We start from the raw sequence: 17,205 nt of genomic DNA, 5'->3' as shown, positions 1-17,205 counted from the left end.
TAAAGTGGTCGTATGGCGTTGGTCGAGGGGGGAACTCGAGTCACACAGTTGGCCGAGGGATTGAGAACTGTTCCACGCGAGGAGAACCGCCGGTTCGCGCAGACGATCGCCGACGTCGTCGAGCTGGCAACACTACGGGTACAGGAAGAACTCGCCATCTCCGGCGACCTGGACAAAGCCGCACGCATTCCGGTCGTCGAAGTATCCCTGCTGCTCGATGTTTCACGCACCATGGCCGGCATCTTCATCGACAACGGCTTACAATTGCGCGATCGATTCCATCAGACACGTGCGGCGTTCGAAGCCGGCGACATCGGATTCACCCATGTACGCGAGATCGTCACAGCGGTCCAGGGTCTCGACGACGAGTTACTCGACCGCGTCGAACCCGAAGCCATACTGATTGCCCAGCAGGGTCTCTCACGCTCAGTCCTGCGCAACGAACTCGACCGGATGGTCATCGCTGTCGACCCCGACGGGGCAGCAGAACGACGCAAAGCGATGGAACCGCACCGCGACTACCGATCCTCCCGCGACCTCAACGGCCTCGCCCACATCTCCGCAACCATCACCGCAGCCGAAGCCGCCGAACTCGACGCACGAATCACCGCAGTCACCGGCACCCTATGCACCCGCGATCGCCGCCAACCCCACCAACAACGCGCCGACGCCTTCGTCGCCGTCATGCGCGGACACACACACCTCGACTGCACCTGCGAACGCGACCAATGCCCCGAAAAGCACCGCGAACCCCTACCCGCCCCACCCAAGCCGATAGTCAAAATCCACACCGACGCAGCCACCTTGGCCGGCCTGACCGGCCAGGTCCCCACCATCGACGGATACGGCGTCATCGACCCCGCACTCGCACGCGAACTAGCCGCCGACGCCACCTGGCAAGGCCTCTACAAAGAAGCCGACCAATTCGCCCGAGGTCGTCATCGTCAACCAGGCGTCACCGCCCCACCACCAGGGCTGCTGCCACCCGACGGCCACGGCGGACTCCCCGAACCACCCCTAGGCGCACTCACCTACCAACCATCACAAGCCTTACGCGAGGCCATCATCGCGCGCGACGGCACCTGCCGGACCCCAGGATGTTCCACACCGGCATCCGAATGCGAAATCGACCACCTCATCCCGTTCAACCATGCCGACCCCCGATCAGGCGGCTGGACCATCGAACAAAACCTCGGCGCCATCTGCCGCCCCGACCACAAACGTAAAACACTCGGCTACTGGATGGCGCGGATGCACGCCGACGGAACAATCACCTGGACAACCCAATACGGGCAAACATTCACCACACGGCCGCACGGATTCGACGCCGCGAGGACGGTCACATCTCCGGCGGTCGAGGCTGCCTGAGTGACCGGTTCTTCAACACCCTCGCCCGGTAGGCAGACAACCGCTGCCAACTCGCCTGCTGCAACGCCAAGGTGAGCCACCCCGCAACGGCCATCCCCGCCAAGTTGATCAGCAACTGCGCCAGACTGCCCACCACGGTGCCGCCGAGACCGAACGTGATACCCAACGCCATGTTGCCCGCGGCCGGAATTGTGGTGACAGAGATGAACACCCCCGACAAGCCACCGAGCCTCGCCGACGTCAGCGACAGCACACCAGCGGCACCCGCAAGCATTGCCACTATGAACGACCATTTGTCGGGTGAGTAGATGAATTCGGTGTCCGGCCGAGCCTCCACCACGTCGATCACCGTGATCCACCCCAGTGCGCGAGCGATCGACGCGAAGATCGTGGTGGCAACGATGGCGAGAACAAAGCCGCCGCTCAAGGTGGCCACCGCGCGCCGCAGCAACCCGAACCGCCGGCGCACCAGCGCAACTCCCAGAGCAGCGACCGCACCGAACTCGGGGCCGAGCACCATCGCGCCGATCAGGAGAATCGTCGAGTTCAGCAGAATCGCAATCGCGCACAGCAGCGTCGCGAGAAACATGAACATCGAGAACGTCCAGTTGAACTCGGAATCCTCGTACGCCTGCTGGGTGACCTCGCTCCACACCACAGCGTCCGCACTCGCGCCAGGAGTGACGCGTTCCGCGTCGAAAGCCTTCTGCGACATCCAGGTCGGCACTCGAGCGATCTGCACCGACCCGAACCGATGCACTCCCAGATCCCGCAGTTCGTCGATGATCTCGTTCACACCCTCACGGGCGACCTCGACCTCGAGCACATCGCCCGCCGGTTTGACCGACGAACCGGCGAACACGGCGACGTTGCTGACCGCCGAGTCATGGATCAGCATCTCCACGATCTGCTCGGTGAGCTCGGTCGGCGTAACCACCCGCATGTGCAGCATCGCAACAAGAGTGCCACGTCAGCGCGGAATGATCCCATCGAGCACCACACTGAGGTACTGCTCGGCCACCTGATGTGCGGTCAGCTCACCACCGGGCCGATACCAGCGCACCGCAACCCACACGGTGTCACGCATGAACCGGTAGACCAGCTCGACGTCGAGGTCGCTGCGGAAACTACCGTCGGCGACACCACGATTGAGCACGTCCTTCCACAGGGTGCGGAACTCGACATTGCGGTCGCGTATGTAGGCGAAGCGGCCCTGCGTGGACAATCGCTTGGCTTCGTCCTGATAGATGGCGACGGCGTAGTGGTCGCGGTCGATGCTCTCGAACGAGGCAACAACCAACGCGCGCAGCGTCTCTCGCGCGGGCATACCCGCCGCGACAACCTCGTGGTAGGTGTCGAAGAGCGAGTCCAGGAAACCACGCAGGATCTCGTCGACCATCGATTCCTTGGAATCGAAGTGGTGGTACAGACTGCCGGAGAGGATGCCGGCGCTGTCGGCGATGTCGCGCACGGTTGTGGTGCGCAGCCCGCGCTCGGCGAACAATGAACTCGCCACCGTCAGCAACTCGTCGCGCCGCGACGTTCTGGTCCGGCTGTCCGCCTGGCCTGACTCTGTTTCGATCCGCTTTCGGGTCGCCGCCACCCGCCTCACCTCCAAGGGCTCAAGCCTAGCAAGCGCTTGGTTGTTCAGGCGTCCCATCTGCACGAAGCGGGTGGCATGCGATCCGTCGGTAGAGCTAGTGTCCCAGCTTCTTACGAGCCCGCGCGTTGAAGAACTTCCACAACTTCAACTGCGCGTTGGCGTTCTTGGTGTCCTTGGCCGTGAACGGCGCCGACATCATCTCGGAGACCGCGATCTTCAACGTCGAGAACGCCACCGCCCGGGTGTGGGAGAAGGTGTCAAACCCATACTTGCCGTGGTAGCTGCCCATGCCACTCTGGCCTGAACCGCCGAACGGCAGATCCGGCCCGAACATGTTGATGGCGAAGTCGTTTCCGTTGATCGAACCCGACCGGGTGGCGTCGGCGATCTTGGCGAATCGCTCATTGCGGTCACCGTGCCAGTACATGGTCAACGGATTCGGATGACTTGTGACGTGGGCGATCACCTCGCCGAGATCGCGGTAGGGGTAGACCGTGAGCACGGGGCCGAAGACCTCGTCCTCTTCGATCTTCATCCCGGCCTTCACTCCGGTGAGCAGGGTTGGCGGAATCTTCCGAGCTTCGGCGTCCGGAAGACTTTCGCCTGCCGGGATCACCTGGTGCTTGGTGGCACCGAGTGACACGGCATCGTCGATGAGGTCGACGATCCGGTTGAAGTTCTTCTCGTTGATGGTCGACGTGTACTGCGGGTTGTCCTTGATCGACGGCAGGTTGCTGCGCCAGCGAGCCAACACCTTGTCGGTGAACTCCCCCAGCTTCGCTTCTGGCACCCACACGTAGTCGGGGCACAGGCACACCTGACCACCGTTGACCAGCCGCGCATCGGCGATGCGGTTGGCCGCCTGCTCGATGTCGGCGTCGATGTCGACGATCACCGGGTTCTTACCGCCGAGCTCGAGCGTGACGGGCACAAGGTTCTTGCCGGCTTCCGCGGCCACCGAGCGACCCACATCCGGCGAGCCCGTGAAGAACATGTGGTCGACCTCGAGCTTGGCAAAATCCGAACCGCCGCCGTGAGCGCTGGTCAGCACGGCGAACTCCTCAAGGCTGAAGTACCTCGGTGCGTGCTTGGCGAGGACCGCGGTTGTCCTGGCGGTGACGGACGACGGACGCACCAGCACGCGGTTACCCGCAGCGAACGCCGAACCCGCCGGCACGATGATCAGGTTGAGGGGGAAGTTCCAGGGACCCATGATGCCGACCACACCTTTGGGGTCGTGGCGGACCTCCTGGCGGAATCCCGCCCGGGCCATCAGCTTGCCCGGGGTGGACGTCTCCATCCACTTGGTGACATGCCGCTTCTGATGCGAGAGGTCGATCATGCATCCGGCGATGTCGGCGGCCATCGACAACTCGCGTGGTCGAGTCCCGAAGTCGGCATTCAACGCCTCGGCGAGCTCTTCGGCGTTGTCGAGCAACAGGGCCTGGAGGCGGACGATCCGGTCGATGCGAGTCTGCGCGTCGGGAATTCCGTCACGCAGGAACGCGGCCCGCTGCAGCTCGAGCAACTCCTGCAGCGACAGCGTGTCGGCTGACTTTTGCTCTGTGACCTGCTTTTTAGCTACGTCTGCCGGTTTGGTCATAACGCGGACCTCCAAATTGCCCTTGGTTACACACGAAACGTTGGAACGATTTTCCAAGTATGTCGCAAACCAGTATGCGCCAACTCACACCTGAGGCGCCAGTGACCCTGGGGCAAAGAGGAGGTACGCGAGCTCGACTAGAGCCGCTCGATGATCGTGACGTTGGCGGTGCCGCCACCCTCACACCGTGGCTCACCGCCGATCATGACTAGAGCCGCTCGATGATCGTGACGTTGGCGGTGCCGCCACCCTCACACATCGTTTGCAGGCCGTAGCGGCCTCCGGTGCGCTCGAGTTCGTGTAGCAATGTCGCGAACAGCTTGGCGCCGGTGGCGCCGAGGGGGTGTCCGAGGGCGATGCCGCCGCCGTTCGGGTTGACCCGGGCCGGGTCGGCGCCGGTCTCCTTGAGCCAGGCGAGCACCACCGGGGCGAAGGCTTCGTTGATCTCGATGACGTCGATGTCATCGATGCTCAGGCCGCTCTTCTCCAGCGCGTACTTGGTGGCGGGGATGGGCGCAGACAGCATCATCACGGGGTCGTCGCCGCGCACCGAGATGTGGTGGATACGAGCGCGGGGTGTGAGGTTGTACTGCTTGAGTGCTTCCTCGGACACCACGAGTGCAGCCGATGCGCCGTCGCAGATCTGGGAGGCGACAGCAGCCGTCAGCGACGAGCCCTCGGCCAGTACCGGAAGTCCGGCCATCTTCTCCAGCGATGTCTCGCGGGGGCATTCGTCGACGACACAGTCGCCGAGCGCCACAGTCTCGGCCGCGAAGTGGCCCTCATCGATGGCGCGGCGCGCACGTTGGTGCGACTGCAGCGCCCATTGCTCCATGTCTTCGCGGCTGATGTCCCACTTCTTGGCCATCATGTCGGCGCCGGCGAACTGGGAGATCTCGGCATCGCCGAACCGCTCGTCCCAGCCGACCGATCCCTTGAACGGGCCTTCGAATCCGTACTGGACGCCGGCCAGCATGGCGGCCGAGATGGGGATGGCGCTCATGTTCTGGACGCCGCCGGCGAGCACCACGTCCTGCGTGCCACTCATCACGGCCTGCGCGGCGAAGTGGATGGCCTGCTGCGACGACCCGCACTGGCGATCGATGGTGGTGCCGGGGATGTCGAGGGGCAAACCGGCTGTGAGCCAAGCGGTTCGGGCGATGTTGCCGGCCTGCGGCCCGATGGTGTCCACGCACCCGAAGATGACATCGTCGACGACCATCGGGTCGATGCCGGTGCGCTCGAGCGTCGCCTTGATGACGTGCGCGCCGAGATCGGCAGGGTGCACCTTGGCCAGTGAGCCGTTGCGCTTGCCGACCGGCGTGCGTACGGCATCGACGATGTACGCCTGAGGTTTGGACATTGTGTACTCCTTCGATCAAAAAACGATGCGGTTCGATCTGTTGGGTCAGGCCCGCTGGCTGGAGATGGAGACCACTTCACCGGTGAGATAGGTGGTGTAGTCGCTGGCGAGCATCGCGATGGTCGCCGCGATCTCCCAGACCTCGGCGGCGCGTCCGTAGGCTTCGCGCGAGGCGAGGTCGGCGAGCAGCTCTTCGCTGGTGACCTTTGCGAGGAAGGGATGGCGGGCGATGGAGGGCGCCACCGCGTTGATTCGCACGCCGTACTCGGCGGCTTCGATCGCCGCACACCGGGTCAGGGCCATCACCCCGGCTTTTGCTGCGGCGTAATGCGATTGGCTGTGCTGTGCACGCCAGCCGAGAACCGACGCGTTGTTCACGATCACGCCGCCATGGGGTGCATCGCGGAAGTAACGCAACGCCGCGCGGGTCGCGCGGAAGGTGCCGTTCAGCGTGATGTCGATGACGCGGTCCCACTCATCGTCGTCCATGTCGACGACCGGGGTCTCACCACCGAGCCCGGCATTGTTGATCAGCACGTCGATACGGCCGAGTTCGGAAGCCGCGGACTCGATCAGGGCATTGACCTCTGAGGTCTTCTGCACGTTGCACACCACGGACGCGACGGTCTGGTCGGCGAACTCTCCCTTGAGTTTGTCCACGGTCTCACCGAGCCTGCGCTCGTGCCAATCGCTGACCAGCACATCGGCGCCCTCGGCCAGAGCCCTGCGCGCGGAGGCGAATCCGATCCCGGTGCCCGCGGCGGCCGTGACCACGACCTTGCGGCCGGCGAGCAGACCGTGACCTGGGATCTCTTCCGGCGGCGTCGCCAGCGGACTGGAACCTTGCTGAACTGTCACGGTCGTGCCTCTCGAGGTAATCCGAGCACCCGCTCGGCAATGATGTTGCGCTGCACTTCATTCGAACCGCCGTAGATCGTGTCGGCGCGGGTGAACAAGAACAGCCGCTGCCACTGGTCGAGTTCCACCTGGTCCGGCTCGAAGATGTTGTTGGGTTCACCCTCGCTGGTGCGATCGGGTGCGATGAGCGAGGGTGCCCCCTGGACCGCCATCGCGAGCTCGCCGAGGTCACGATGCCAGTTGGCCCACAACAACTTCGACACCGAGGCCGCTCCCCCGGCGCCGCCGGTGTCCACCACGGCCAGTGTGCGTTGTGCGTGGGCCCGCATCACCCGGAGCTCGAGCCATGCCCGGGCGATCCGCTCACGGATCACCGGACTGTTCGCCGACCCGTTGGCCTTTGCCATCTCCACGATGTGTTCGAGTTCGCGCGAGAAGCCCACCTGCTGGCCGAGCGTGGACACACCCCGCTCGAACTCGAGCAGACCCATCGCCACTTTCCAGCCCTCACCGGGTTCGCCGACGACAAGGCCGGCCTCGGTGGTGGCGTCGTCGAAGAACACCTCGTTGAACTCGGAGGTACCGGTGAGCTGCTGGATCGGCCGAACGGTGACGCCGGGTTGATCGAGCGGCACGAGGAGAAAACTCAGACCCTTGTGACGCGAGGACCCCGGCTCGGTGCGGCACAGCACAAATGCCCACTGCGCGACGTGTGCCAGCGAGGTCCAGATCTTCTGCCCGTTGATGACCCACTTGTCGCCGTCGAGTGTGGCGGTGGTGGAGATGTTCGCCAGGTCCGACCCCGCACCCGGTTCGGAGTAACCCTGCGCCCACAACTCGTCGACCGTGGTGATGCCCGGCAGGAAACGCTTCTTCTGTTCCTCGGTCCCGAAGGCGATCAGCGTCGGGCCGAGCAGTTCCTCGCCCACGTGGCTGACCCGGGCCGGCGCGCCCGCCCGGGCGTACTCCTGATGAAAGATGATGCGCTGCTCGATGGACGCGTTGCGGCCGCCGTGTTCCACGGGCCAACCGAGGCACGTCCATCCCGAGGCGGCCAACAGCCGGTCCCACGCGAGCCGCGGCCCGTAGAACTCGTGTTCGCTGCCCGGGCCGCCGCGTGACTTCAGGTTCGCGAACTCGCCGGTCAGATTGTCGTCGAGCCACTGTCGTACGGCAGCCGCGAAATCGGCCGCCGAACCATCCCATTCACCCAGGTCCACGCCTCGGTCAGCGAGGTTGATCGCCGTCATGTGAACCAGCGTAACCGACCAAGCACTTGCTCGGTTAGCGCACCCAAGCAAGTGCTAGGTTTTGGCTTCGGAACCTGCGCTGTACCAGGTGGTACTAGCCTTTTACGCAGGTGTGAGCTCCGGGAGGAATCGTGTCCATTTCAGCAGATCAGCCCACCCCAGACCGGCTCGACGTCGACGCCGTCACCACCACACCGCAAGCCTTGCGCCGAGCCGCGGAATTGTGGCCGGACGATCTGGCGATCATCGACGACCAGTGGGGCGAGACGGTCGAACTGACCTGGTCCGACCTCCTCGGCGTCGTGCGCACCTTCGCGGCCGGCCTGATCGCGGAGGGCATCGAGGCCGGCGACCGGGTCGCCATCTGGGCACCGAACAGCTTCCACTGGCCCATCGCCGCGCTCGGCGCCCATTTCGCCGGCGCCACCCTCGTCCCACTCAACACCCGTTACACCGCGGCGGAGGCGCTGGAGATCGTTCAGCGCACCAAGGCCCGGGCGATCGTCGTGGTCGGCCGATTCCTCGGCACCGACCGGGTCGAGCAGCTGTGCGCCGAGGCGGGCGGTGACCTCGCCGCTGCATCGGACCTGGCCGTGGCCATCCGCGTGCGACTCGAGGCCGATGACCATCGGGGTGCTGTCGCTGTCGACTGGAACGACTTCCTCTGTGCAGCAACCGACGAAGGCAGGGCTGAAGCCGACGCACGTGCATCTGCGGTCGCTCCCACCGACATCTCCGACGTGCTGTTCACCTCAGGGACCACCGGCAGGTCCAAGGGAGCCCTCGCTGAGCATCAGCAGACGGTCGCCGGCGCTCGAGCATGGGCCACCAACGGGAACCTGGGGACCGACGACCGTTACCTGATGGTGAATCCCTACTTCCACACCTTCGGCTACAAGGCCGGAATCCTCGTGTGCACCCTGATGGGCACCACGATGATCCCACTGGCGGTGTACTCCACCGATGCCGCGATGCGGCTGATCGAGCAACGCAAGGCCACCGTGTTCCCCGGCGCCCCGACCATCTTCCAGACGATCCTCGACGCTCCGCAGCGCCCCGAGTTCGACCTCTCGCCACTGCGGCTGGCAGTCACCGGCGCCGCGATCGTGCCGGTGGTGCTCGTCGAGCGGATGCAACGTGACCTCGGCATCGAGACCGTCATCACCGCCTACGGCCTGACCGAGGCGAGCGGCTTCGTCACCACCTGCACACCCGACGACGACGATCAGACCGTGGCCAACACGTGCGGCCGCCCGTTCACGGGCATGGAGATCAAGCTCTCGGAGAACGGCGAGGTGCTTGCCCGCGGCAAGATGGTCATGCGCGGCTACCTCGACGACCCCGAGGCCACCGCAGAGGCGATCGACGCCGACGGCTGGCTGCACACGGGCGACATCGGAACAATCGACGAGCGCGGAAATCTATCCATCACGGACCGCCTGAAAGACATGTACATCAGCGGCGGATTCAATGTGTACCCCGCGGAAGTCGAGCAGGTTCTCGCCAGAATCGACGGGGTGGCCGAGGCTGCCGTCGTCGGGGTACCCGATGAGCGACTGGGAGAAGTGGGGCGCGCTTACCTCACGTTGTCACCCGGCGCGTCCGTAGACGAAAAGTCGGTCATCGAGCACTGCCGTCAGAAACTCGCAAACTTCAAGACTCCGCGTTCGGTCATCATCATCGATGAGTTCCCGCGCAATGCCGCCGGCAAGATCCTCAAGCGCGAACTGCACTGAACTCGGCTATGGCCGCCTTCGCGAGCTTTGTTCAGCTGATGAACAGTTTGTCTCACTTCGACTATCCGTAACTCGAAAGGGACAACGGATTGTCACACAAGTTCACAAATGATCGCGACGGTCATAAATGTTTTCGATTCTTTTCTGAATGCGCGCTAATACAATTCGAAGGCAACCACGGGAGAAACAAATGACGGGCGGCCCGATTCCTCGGGCCGCCCGTCATTTTGACTACAGTTGTGGTCAGTTCAATGCGTCAGTGCGCCTCGTTGTAAGCCTCGACGACATCAGCGGCAATACGCCCGCGCGATGACACCTGGTGGCCGTTACGACGGGCCCAGTCACGGATTGCCGCTGTCTGCTCGCGATCCACAGACGCCTTGGTGGCGATCCCTTTCGCGCGCTTACGGCCGCTCACACGTCGGGCGTGCTCAGCCCATTTCGCCATGTCGTCACGCAGCTTGTCAGCGTTCTTGCTGGACAGGTCGATCTCGTAGGTGACGCCATCGACGCCGAACTCCACGGTCTCATCCGCTGTCTTGCTGTCATCAACATCATCTACGAGTGTGACGGTTACCTTCTTAGCCATAATGCTCCATTCTGATGGCTCCCGGATCCAACTTTGACAGTTCCGGCACACAACGCAAACGAACAATATTCATGGTGGCCGCCTATCGGCCGCCAGCATAGCGCGAATGAACCGTCAACGCTAATAAGAGGAAGTGTTTTCCAGTAACGTCATTGCTGCGGCTTGACGAGTGGAAAGAGGATGGTTTCGCGAATGCCGAGACCCGTCAGAGCCATCAGAAGTCGGTCAATGCCCATTCCGGTACCGGTGGTCGGCGGCATGCCCTGCTCCATCGCCGCGAGAAACTCTTCATCGAGCACCATTGCCTCATCATCACCGGCCCGAGCCAAACGGGCCTGGTCGACGAACCGCTCCCGCTGAATCACCGGATCGACCAATTCGGAATAACCGGTTGCCAATTCGAACCCACGGACATAGAGATCCCACTTTTCACTCACACCCGGCTTGTCGCGGTGCTCACGTACCAGAGGCGATGTCTCGACCGGGAAATCGCGGACGAATACCGGCCCCGACAACGCGTCGCCCACCTGGTGTTCCCAGAGTTCCTCGACGAGCTTGCCGTGGCCGTAGCCCTTGCCTGCCGGGATCTCGAGCCCCACATCGGCGCTGATGGAGAGCAGTTTCTCGACTGTCGTGGCCGGGGTGATCTCGATCCCGAGCGACTCGGAGAGCGAGGGATACATCTCCACCGACCTCCATTCCCCGCTCAGATCGTTGATCGATCCGTCGGCCATCTCCGGGGTCAGGGTGCCGAGGGCGGCCATCGCCACTTCCTGGATCACCTCACGTGTCATCGTCGCCGAGTCGTCGTAGGTGCCGTACGCCTGATACGTCTCCAGCATCGCGAACTCGGGCGAATGGGTGCTGTCGGCGCCCTCGTTGCGGAAGTTGCGATTGATCTCGAAGACCCGCTCGATACCGCCGACCACAGCCCGCTTGAGGAACAACTCTGGGGCGATGCGCAGGTAGAGGTCGATGTCGAGCGCGTTGGAATGGGTGACGAACGGCCGCGCGGCCGCACCACCGTGCAGTGTCTGCAGCATCGGTGTCTCGATCTCCAGGAATCCCCGCCGCTCCAGCGCTGCCCGCAGTTCCCGCAGGACCGCGACGCGTGTTCGCGCCATCTCGCGTGCCTGGGGCCGCACGATGAGGTCGACGTACCGCTGGCGGACACGCGTTTCCTCGTTCATCTCCTTGTGCGCCACCGGAAGTGGGCGCAGCGCCTTGCTCGCCATCTGCCACGTGTCGGCGAGCACGCTCAATTCTCCGCGACGTGAGCTGATCACCTCGCCGTGTACGAAGACGAAGTCACCGAGGTCTACATCGGACTTCCAGGCGGCCAGCGACTCCTCACCCACGCCGTTCAGGCTGATCATGGCCTGCAGCTGCGTGCCGTCGCCTTCTTGAAGTGTTGCGAAGCACAGCTTTCCGGTGTTGCGGATGAAGATCACCCGGCCGGCGATGCCGACGACCTCACCTGTCTGGGTGTCGGGCTCGAGGTCTGGGTACTTCGCGCGGAGTTCGGCCAGTGAATGGGTGCGCGGAACCGACACGGGGTAGGCCTGACCACCCTCGGCGAGGATGCGATCGCGCTTCTCACGCCGAACTCGCAACTGCTCCGGGGTCTGGTCCTCGGTGTTGTCGACTGCTGCATTTTTCCGGCCTTGGCCACGGGCTTCATTCACGCCAACGACCCTAGCGGCCGAACCTTGGTTGGCCATATTCGACGGGTCGCCAGGTCGGCGCGTGATCAGTGCGCGGAGAACATGCTCCACTCGCGTTCGGTGTGACCGGCGACCGGCCGCCGGTCGGTCGAACGGGCGAGCGCCGTCTGGCCACCGGCAACAAACCGGGCGCCGGGCACTCCCGCGGCCTGCAGGTGCCAGGTGAGCATCTCGGCGTCGTGACCATCCACCCCGATGAGAAGCCAACGGCTGGAGGCGTCAGCGCAACGAAGTGTCTCCCTCGAGCCCGGGATCAGGCGGTCGAGAATCTGATCGGCGGGAATTGCCAACGCGCCGAGAACGATTCCGTCCCGGTCACGTTCCTGCTGGCTGCGGATGTCGATGGCCACAGCACCGCTGCGGAGTAGGGAATCGACGTCGTGCGCCGCCACGGACAGCGGTGCAACGGGATATGCCGACGTGGGTCGGCTGGACAGAGAAGGTACGGGTGCGGTGAGCACAGACATGGCTGGTGCTTTCGTGAATGATCGGCAGCAGAACGGCCGAAGAACGGGCGTAGGGGTCATCAAGAGGCGTTTCAGCCCCGACAACACTCCTGACAGCTCCGTGTGATCACGGTGGAGATTGTGCCACAGCGATCACGATCGCACCACCGTCACCCGACCGCGACAACGCCTCAGTCCGGACGCGAGCCTGCCGAACGCCCCTTTGCCCGGGCATCGCGCTGCCGCTCGTACACCAGCCGCAACCCGTCGAGCGTCAGTGTGGGCTCGTGGTGCTGCAACGTCACACACTCATCGAAGACCAGCGGGGCGAGGTAGCCGGTGGCGATCACCGCGATGTCGTCGCCGTCGAACCCCGGCACTTCACGCCGCACCCGAGACACGAGCCCGTCCACCTGACCTGCGAATCCGTAGAGGATGCCCGACTGCAGTGCTTCGACCGTGTTCTTTCCCACCACCGAGCGCGGCGGCAACAGCTCGACCTTGCGTAGCGTCACCGTCCGGACGGCGAGGGCCTCGACCGCCAGATCGATGCCCGGGGCGATCGCCCCGCCGAGGAACTCGCCCTTCGCCGACACCACGTCGACGAGGGTCGTGGTTCCGAAATCGACCACGATGCAGCCGCGACCATAGGCCGAGTAGGCGGCGAGCGCATTGGCGACGCGGTCGGTCCCGACCTCTTTGGGGTTGTCGACCAACAGCGGAACCCCGGTTCGCACACCGGGTTCGAGCAGCACGTGCGGTCCGGCCCCGAAGTACTTGCCGACCATCACCCGCATCTCGCGCAGCAGCGACGGCACCGTCGACAGCCCGACAACGGCCGTGACCTGTTCCACGTCCGGCCCCAGGAGGCCACGAATGGTCAGCGCAAGCTCGTCGGCGGTCATGCGCGACTCGGTCCTCATCCGCCAGTCGCGCACCAGGCGGGAATTGGCCCCGATGCCGGCATAGACACCCAGGTGGATGTTCGTGTTGCCGACGTCCAGTGCGAGCAACATGTCAGGCGGGGGTGCTCGACAGCACCGGGTGGCGGGGATCGAGCAGATCTGAACCTGCCGGAGCGTGGGCCGGGTCGGCACCCTGTTCGACGATGCGGTTCGATTCGTCGACGAACACCACCTTGGGCTGATACTCGAGGATCTCCCGTTCATCGAGTCCGCCGTAGGCGATCAGGATGACGAGGTCGCCCGGGTGCACGAGATGTGCTGCGGCGCCGTTGATACCGATGATCCCGGACCCGCGGGGACCCGAGATCGTGTAGGTGACCAACCGGGCGCCGTTGTCGATGTCGACGATGGTCACCTGTTCACCCTCGAGCAGACCGGCGGCGTCGAGCAGGTCCTGGTCGACCGTGACCGATCCGACGTAGTGCAGATCGGCCTGGGTCACCGTGGCGCGGTGGATCTTCGAGGTCATCATGGTGCGGATCATGCTGGGTTCTCTCCTCTTTCGACGAAACCGGTGCCGATCGCGACACCCACGTTGTCAATGAGCCGGGTTGAGCCGATTCGCGCGGCGACCAGCAGTCTGCCGTCGCCTCGGGCCGGCGGTTCCTCGAGGTTCGGGCCGCGCAGTTCGAGGTAGTCGACCGAGATGTCCGGGTGCAGGTCGAAAACGCCGCGGGCCGCGTCGAGGATGGCCTGCTCTCCCCCGGCGGCCGCATAGGCGCCCGCGATCAGCGCAGCCGACAGGGTTGTCGCCAGCTCGCGCTGAGCCGGATCGAGGTACCGATTGCGCGAGGACATGGCCAATCCGTCTGCTTCGCGCACGGTGGGAACGCCGACGATCTGTACGTCGAGGTTCAGGTCGGTGACCATCTGCCGGATCAATACCAACTGCTGGTAGTCCTTCTCCCCGAAGTAGGCCTCCATCGGCGCGGCAATGTTCAGCAACTTGAGCACCACGGTCAGCATGCCTGCGAAATGCGTTGGCCGGGAAGCACCTTCGAGCTCTTCGCCAAGTGTTCCCGGGTGCACGGTGGTGCGAGGTCCCGTCGGATACATGTCGGAGACTCTCGGGGCGAAGACCAGTTCGACGCCGGCCGCCCGCAGGAGATCGCAGTCCTCGTCGAATGTCCGGGGGTAGGCGTCGAGGTCTTCGCCCGCGGCGAACTGCAACGGGTTGACGAAGATGGAGGCGATCACCACCGCGTCGCCCTTGCGTTTGGCGGCACGGACCAGTTCGAGATGCCCCGCGTGCAGCGCGCCCATGGTGGGAACCAGCACCACCCGTTTACCCGTCGAACGCAGGGCACGGCTGACCTTGTTCAGCAGCGCAGGATCACGATGGACCGTCAATTGCCCAGCGGTGAAACGTTTCTGGCCCGCGAGGTCACCAGTGGTCATCGATGTTCGTCCCGTCTGTCATCAATTTCGAAGTCGTCGTCCCCTGAGTTGTGGTCCGCCGAGTGGTCGTCGCCGAGTAACTCGACCAGGTCCGGTGGTGGATCGGTATACGTGGCGGCGCGGCGGGCCAGCGCCCGGTATCCCTCCGCGATGCCCGGATCAGCGGCCGTCAGCGCCTGCAGATGCCGGGCCACCGCCGCCGCGTCGCCGCGAGCCACCGGGCCGGTCAACGCCTTCGGGCCGATCTGCAGACTGTTGTCGAGCGCCGCTGTGAGCAGGGGCCCCAAGATCCGTTCGGGGCGCACATCTTGGCCGTCGACCACCTTGCGCAGCGCCGCCACGGCGTCACACACAAGCGCGACAAGATGATTCGCGCCATGGGCCAGTGCAGCGTGATAGAGGGTGCGGTCCTTCTCGTCGATGCGGACCGGTTCGGCGCCCATCTCCAGCACCAGCGATTGTCCGATGGCCAGCCCCACCTCGTCCGCGGCAGTGACACCGAAGCAGCAGTTGCGGATCCGGTCCGTGTCCTCTTCCGTCCCGATGAACGTCATGGCCGGATGCAACGCCAGCGGGAGCGCTCCGATGTCGGTGAGCGGATCGAGCACGCGTACACCGTGTGCGCCCGCAGTGTGGGCGACGATGGTTCCCGGCCGCACCGATCCTGACTCCGCCAGATCGGAGATGACAGACGCCAAACGGTCGTCCGGGACCGCGATGACGAGGAGTTCGCATTGTGAGGCGACGTCGGCCACGGCGCGGATCTCGGACTCGGGGAGGCGTTGTGCCGCGCGTGCGCGCGAGGCGGGAGACGATGCAGCGACGGCGCCGACCACGTGCTCGGCACGTTCGAGGGCCTGACCGATGGTGGTTCCCACGCGACCCGCCGACACGACACCCACCGTCAGGCGGGCAGGCGCGGGCCAATTCGTAATCCCCGTCGAGGTCACCGTCGTCCTCCATTCGTTCCAGTCCCTCTGACTTCTCCCCTGGCCGATGAGTCGAACTCGGCTGGGGATGTGTCAGGCACGGGTACCAGACGTCTCGCAGCGAGAATAGAACCAGGCGGACACATATTGCCAATGCCTGTGATCGGGCTCACCCGATCGGACGTGGGCGATCAGCTACGACGGCGACGGCGTCCACCGGCAGGTGCCGATGATTCGAATCGGGTGAGCAACTCCGACACCGAGCGTCCGGACGCATGTGCGCCTGGATGGTCCGCGGCCTGCTCGTCATCATCGGCCAGCAGCGCGTTGGGGATGCCACCTTCCGCGGGTACGGCCACCTCCCACTCGTCGGTGGGGGTTTCGTCCACGAACGGCCCGGGAGCCGATGACTCGACCTGCGCCTCGGACGTTCCGTCCGCCTCCTCAGCACGCTTTTCGTGCGCGCCCGCCACCTGCGGCCCAGCGGTACGGGCCACGTCCTCGGCCGCGACGACCTCCGGTGCTGCCCCATCGGCGCGACGCCGGCTACCCGCATGGCGGCCAGACGGTGTCTGCGCGTTGGTGGTGTCGCCGGGGTGGTCCGACGTCACCGCATCCTGCTCACCGGCGTCGGGCGACTCATCGGTGTCGGCCGCGTCGTCTGCCTCGGCAGGCTCCACGGGCACCGGATCCTCATCGGACACCACCGGGATGACCTGGGTGCTCTCGTTCGGGTTGTCGTCGCGCCGGCGATCAGCCGGGGGCGCCGTGGATGCAAAATCGCGTTCGGCGACGGTTCCGTCATCAGGGACCAGAGGCGCCGGCGGGAAATGCTGATCGGCATAGCCGGCCGGAGCGTACGGATTGCCCGACCCCTCGTGGCGGTTCGCGCGGGTCTCCAGCTCCGGCAGACGTTCACGGACCAGAGCGATCCGCTCGTCCGGGAGCTCCCCGAGCAGCTGCTCGAGGCTCGACCGCAAGGACTGCAGCTCCGCCTTCAGCGCGGACAGCTCTTCACCCGACTGTTCGCCGATCTCCTTGCGCACCTGCGACTCGACGCCCAGTTCGTACTGGCGGCGAGCGGAGATCTCACGCTCGAGCTGCAGTTCGTAGACCAGTCGGAGGTCACGGGCCTTCGCGTCAGCGGAATCAGCCTGCCGACGATACTTCGTCACCAGGATGGCGCCGATGACGGCCGCCCACAACGCGGTGATGACGGCCAGCGAAGCGGCGATGCTCATCTCCGAGGTGAAGATCATGAAGATGCTGGAGCCCAGCGCAAACAACAGCAGCACACCGAGCAACCACTGACCAGGACCACGGCGGGCTCTTCTGGCATCAGCCGATCGGCCGGCAGAGGTGGTCATGGTGGC

Annotated in this window: 16 protein-coding genes; 2 read left to right on the top strand and 14 right to left on the bottom strand. The window is 64.7% G+C overall.

Features of this window, described 5'->3' with window-relative positions; all coding sequences use genetic code 11:
* Positions 1-12 precede the first annotated feature (12 nt).
* Positions 13-1,368, top strand: coding sequence for an HNH endonuclease signature motif containing protein (locus CSW57_RS15550; protein ID WP_099383640.1), 1,356 nt, complete (start codon positions 13-15; stop codon positions 1,366-1,368).
* On the opposite strand, the gene CSW57_RS15545 is transcribed toward CSW57_RS15550, so the two are convergent.
* From CSW57_RS15545 to CSW57_RS15520, 6 genes are all read right to left on the bottom strand, one after another.
* Positions 1,340-2,320, bottom strand: coding sequence for a DUF389 domain-containing protein (locus tag CSW57_RS15545; protein ID WP_099383639.1), 981 nt, complete (start codon positions 2,318-2,320; stop codon positions 1,340-1,342). The two genes, CSW57_RS15550 and CSW57_RS15545, sit on opposite strands and share 29 nt — an antisense overlap.
* An 18-nt stretch (positions 2,321-2,338) precedes the next feature.
* Entirely contained in the window at positions 2,339-2,971 is a 633-nt protein-coding gene (locus CSW57_RS15540; protein ID WP_317615598.1) for a TetR/AcrR family transcriptional regulator, read from the bottom strand.
* 94 nt (positions 2,972-3,065) lie between these two features.
* Complete coding sequence (locus tag CSW57_RS15535; protein ID WP_099383637.1) at positions 3,066-4,574, bottom strand: aldehyde dehydrogenase family protein; 1,509 nt, start codon at positions 4,572-4,574, stop codon at positions 3,066-3,068.
* A gap of 208 nt (positions 4,575-4,782) precedes the next feature.
* Positions 4,783-5,937: an acetyl-CoA C-acetyltransferase gene (locus CSW57_RS15530; RefSeq protein ID WP_030172582.1), complete on the bottom strand. Its 1,155-nt coding sequence runs from the start codon at positions 5,935-5,937 to the stop codon at positions 4,783-4,785.
* Between the two features lie 45 nt (positions 5,938-5,982).
* Entirely contained in the window at positions 5,983-6,795 is an 813-nt protein-coding gene (locus tag CSW57_RS15525; RefSeq protein ID WP_023961152.1) for an SDR family oxidoreductase, read from the bottom strand.
* A complete protein-coding gene (locus CSW57_RS15520; RefSeq protein WP_099383636.1) occupies positions 6,792-8,045 on the bottom strand; it encodes an acyl-CoA dehydrogenase family protein in 1,254 nt (417 codons plus the stop codon). The genes CSW57_RS15525 and CSW57_RS15520 overlap by 4 nt, the downstream gene beginning before the upstream one ends.
* A 131-nt stretch (positions 8,046-8,176) precedes the next feature.
* Here CSW57_RS15520 and CSW57_RS15515 point away from each other — a divergent pair, with 131 nt between their 5' ends.
* Positions 8,177-9,781: a FadD3 family acyl-CoA ligase gene (locus CSW57_RS15515; RefSeq protein ID WP_223249292.1), complete on the top strand. Its 1,605-nt coding sequence runs from the start codon at positions 8,177-8,179 to the stop codon at positions 9,779-9,781.
* A gap of 256 nt (positions 9,782-10,037) precedes the next feature.
* Here CSW57_RS15515 and CSW57_RS15510 read toward each other — a convergent pair whose 3' ends face one another.
* From CSW57_RS15510 to CSW57_RS15475, 8 genes are all read right to left on the bottom strand, one after another.
* Positions 10,038-10,370: a histone-like nucleoid-structuring protein Lsr2 gene (locus CSW57_RS15510; protein ID WP_099383635.1), complete on the bottom strand. Its 333-nt coding sequence runs from the start codon at positions 10,368-10,370 to the stop codon at positions 10,038-10,040.
* Between the two features lie 149 nt (positions 10,371-10,519).
* Positions 10,520-12,091: a lysine--tRNA ligase gene (lysS, locus tag CSW57_RS15505; protein WP_099383634.1), complete on the bottom strand. Its 1,572-nt coding sequence runs from the start codon at positions 12,089-12,091 to the stop codon at positions 10,520-10,522.
* 29 nt (positions 12,092-12,120) lie between these two features.
* Positions 12,121-12,561, bottom strand: coding sequence for a hypothetical protein (locus CSW57_RS15500; protein ID WP_223249290.1), 441 nt, complete (start codon positions 12,559-12,561; stop codon positions 12,121-12,123).
* A gap of 170 nt (positions 12,562-12,731) precedes the next feature.
* Positions 12,732-13,556, bottom strand: a complete 825-nt coding sequence (locus tag CSW57_RS15495; protein ID WP_099383633.1) for a type III pantothenate kinase — start codon at positions 13,554-13,556, stop codon at positions 12,732-12,734.
* Position 13,557: 1 nt separating this feature from the next.
* Positions 13,558-13,989 (bottom strand): aspartate 1-decarboxylase, encoded by a 432-nt coding sequence (gene panD / locus CSW57_RS15490; protein WP_099383632.1) that lies wholly within the window; start codon positions 13,987-13,989, stop codon positions 13,558-13,560.
* Positions 13,986-14,903 (bottom strand): pantoate--beta-alanine ligase, encoded by a 918-nt coding sequence (gene panC, locus CSW57_RS15485; protein WP_099383631.1) that lies wholly within the window; start codon positions 14,901-14,903, stop codon positions 13,986-13,988. The genes panD and panC overlap by 4 nt, the downstream gene beginning before the upstream one ends.
* A complete protein-coding gene (locus CSW57_RS15480; RefSeq protein ID WP_223249289.1) occupies positions 14,900-15,853 on the bottom strand; it encodes a Rossmann-like and DUF2520 domain-containing protein in 954 nt (317 codons plus the stop codon). Before CSW57_RS15480 ends, panC begins: the two co-directional genes overlap by 4 nt.
* 170 nt (positions 15,854-16,023) lie before the next feature.
* Positions 16,024-17,199, bottom strand: coding sequence for a DUF6779 domain-containing protein (locus tag CSW57_RS15475; protein ID WP_099383629.1), 1,176 nt, complete (start codon positions 17,197-17,199; stop codon positions 16,024-16,026).
* Positions 17,200-17,205: the final 6 nt, after the last annotated feature.

Origin of the sequence: Williamsia muralis (assembly GCF_002735905.1) — a bacterium.
Lineage (GTDB): Bacteria > Actinomycetota > Actinomycetes > Mycobacteriales > Mycobacteriaceae > Williamsia > Williamsia muralis_A.
This window is presented reverse-complemented; position numbering and strand designations above follow the sequence as displayed.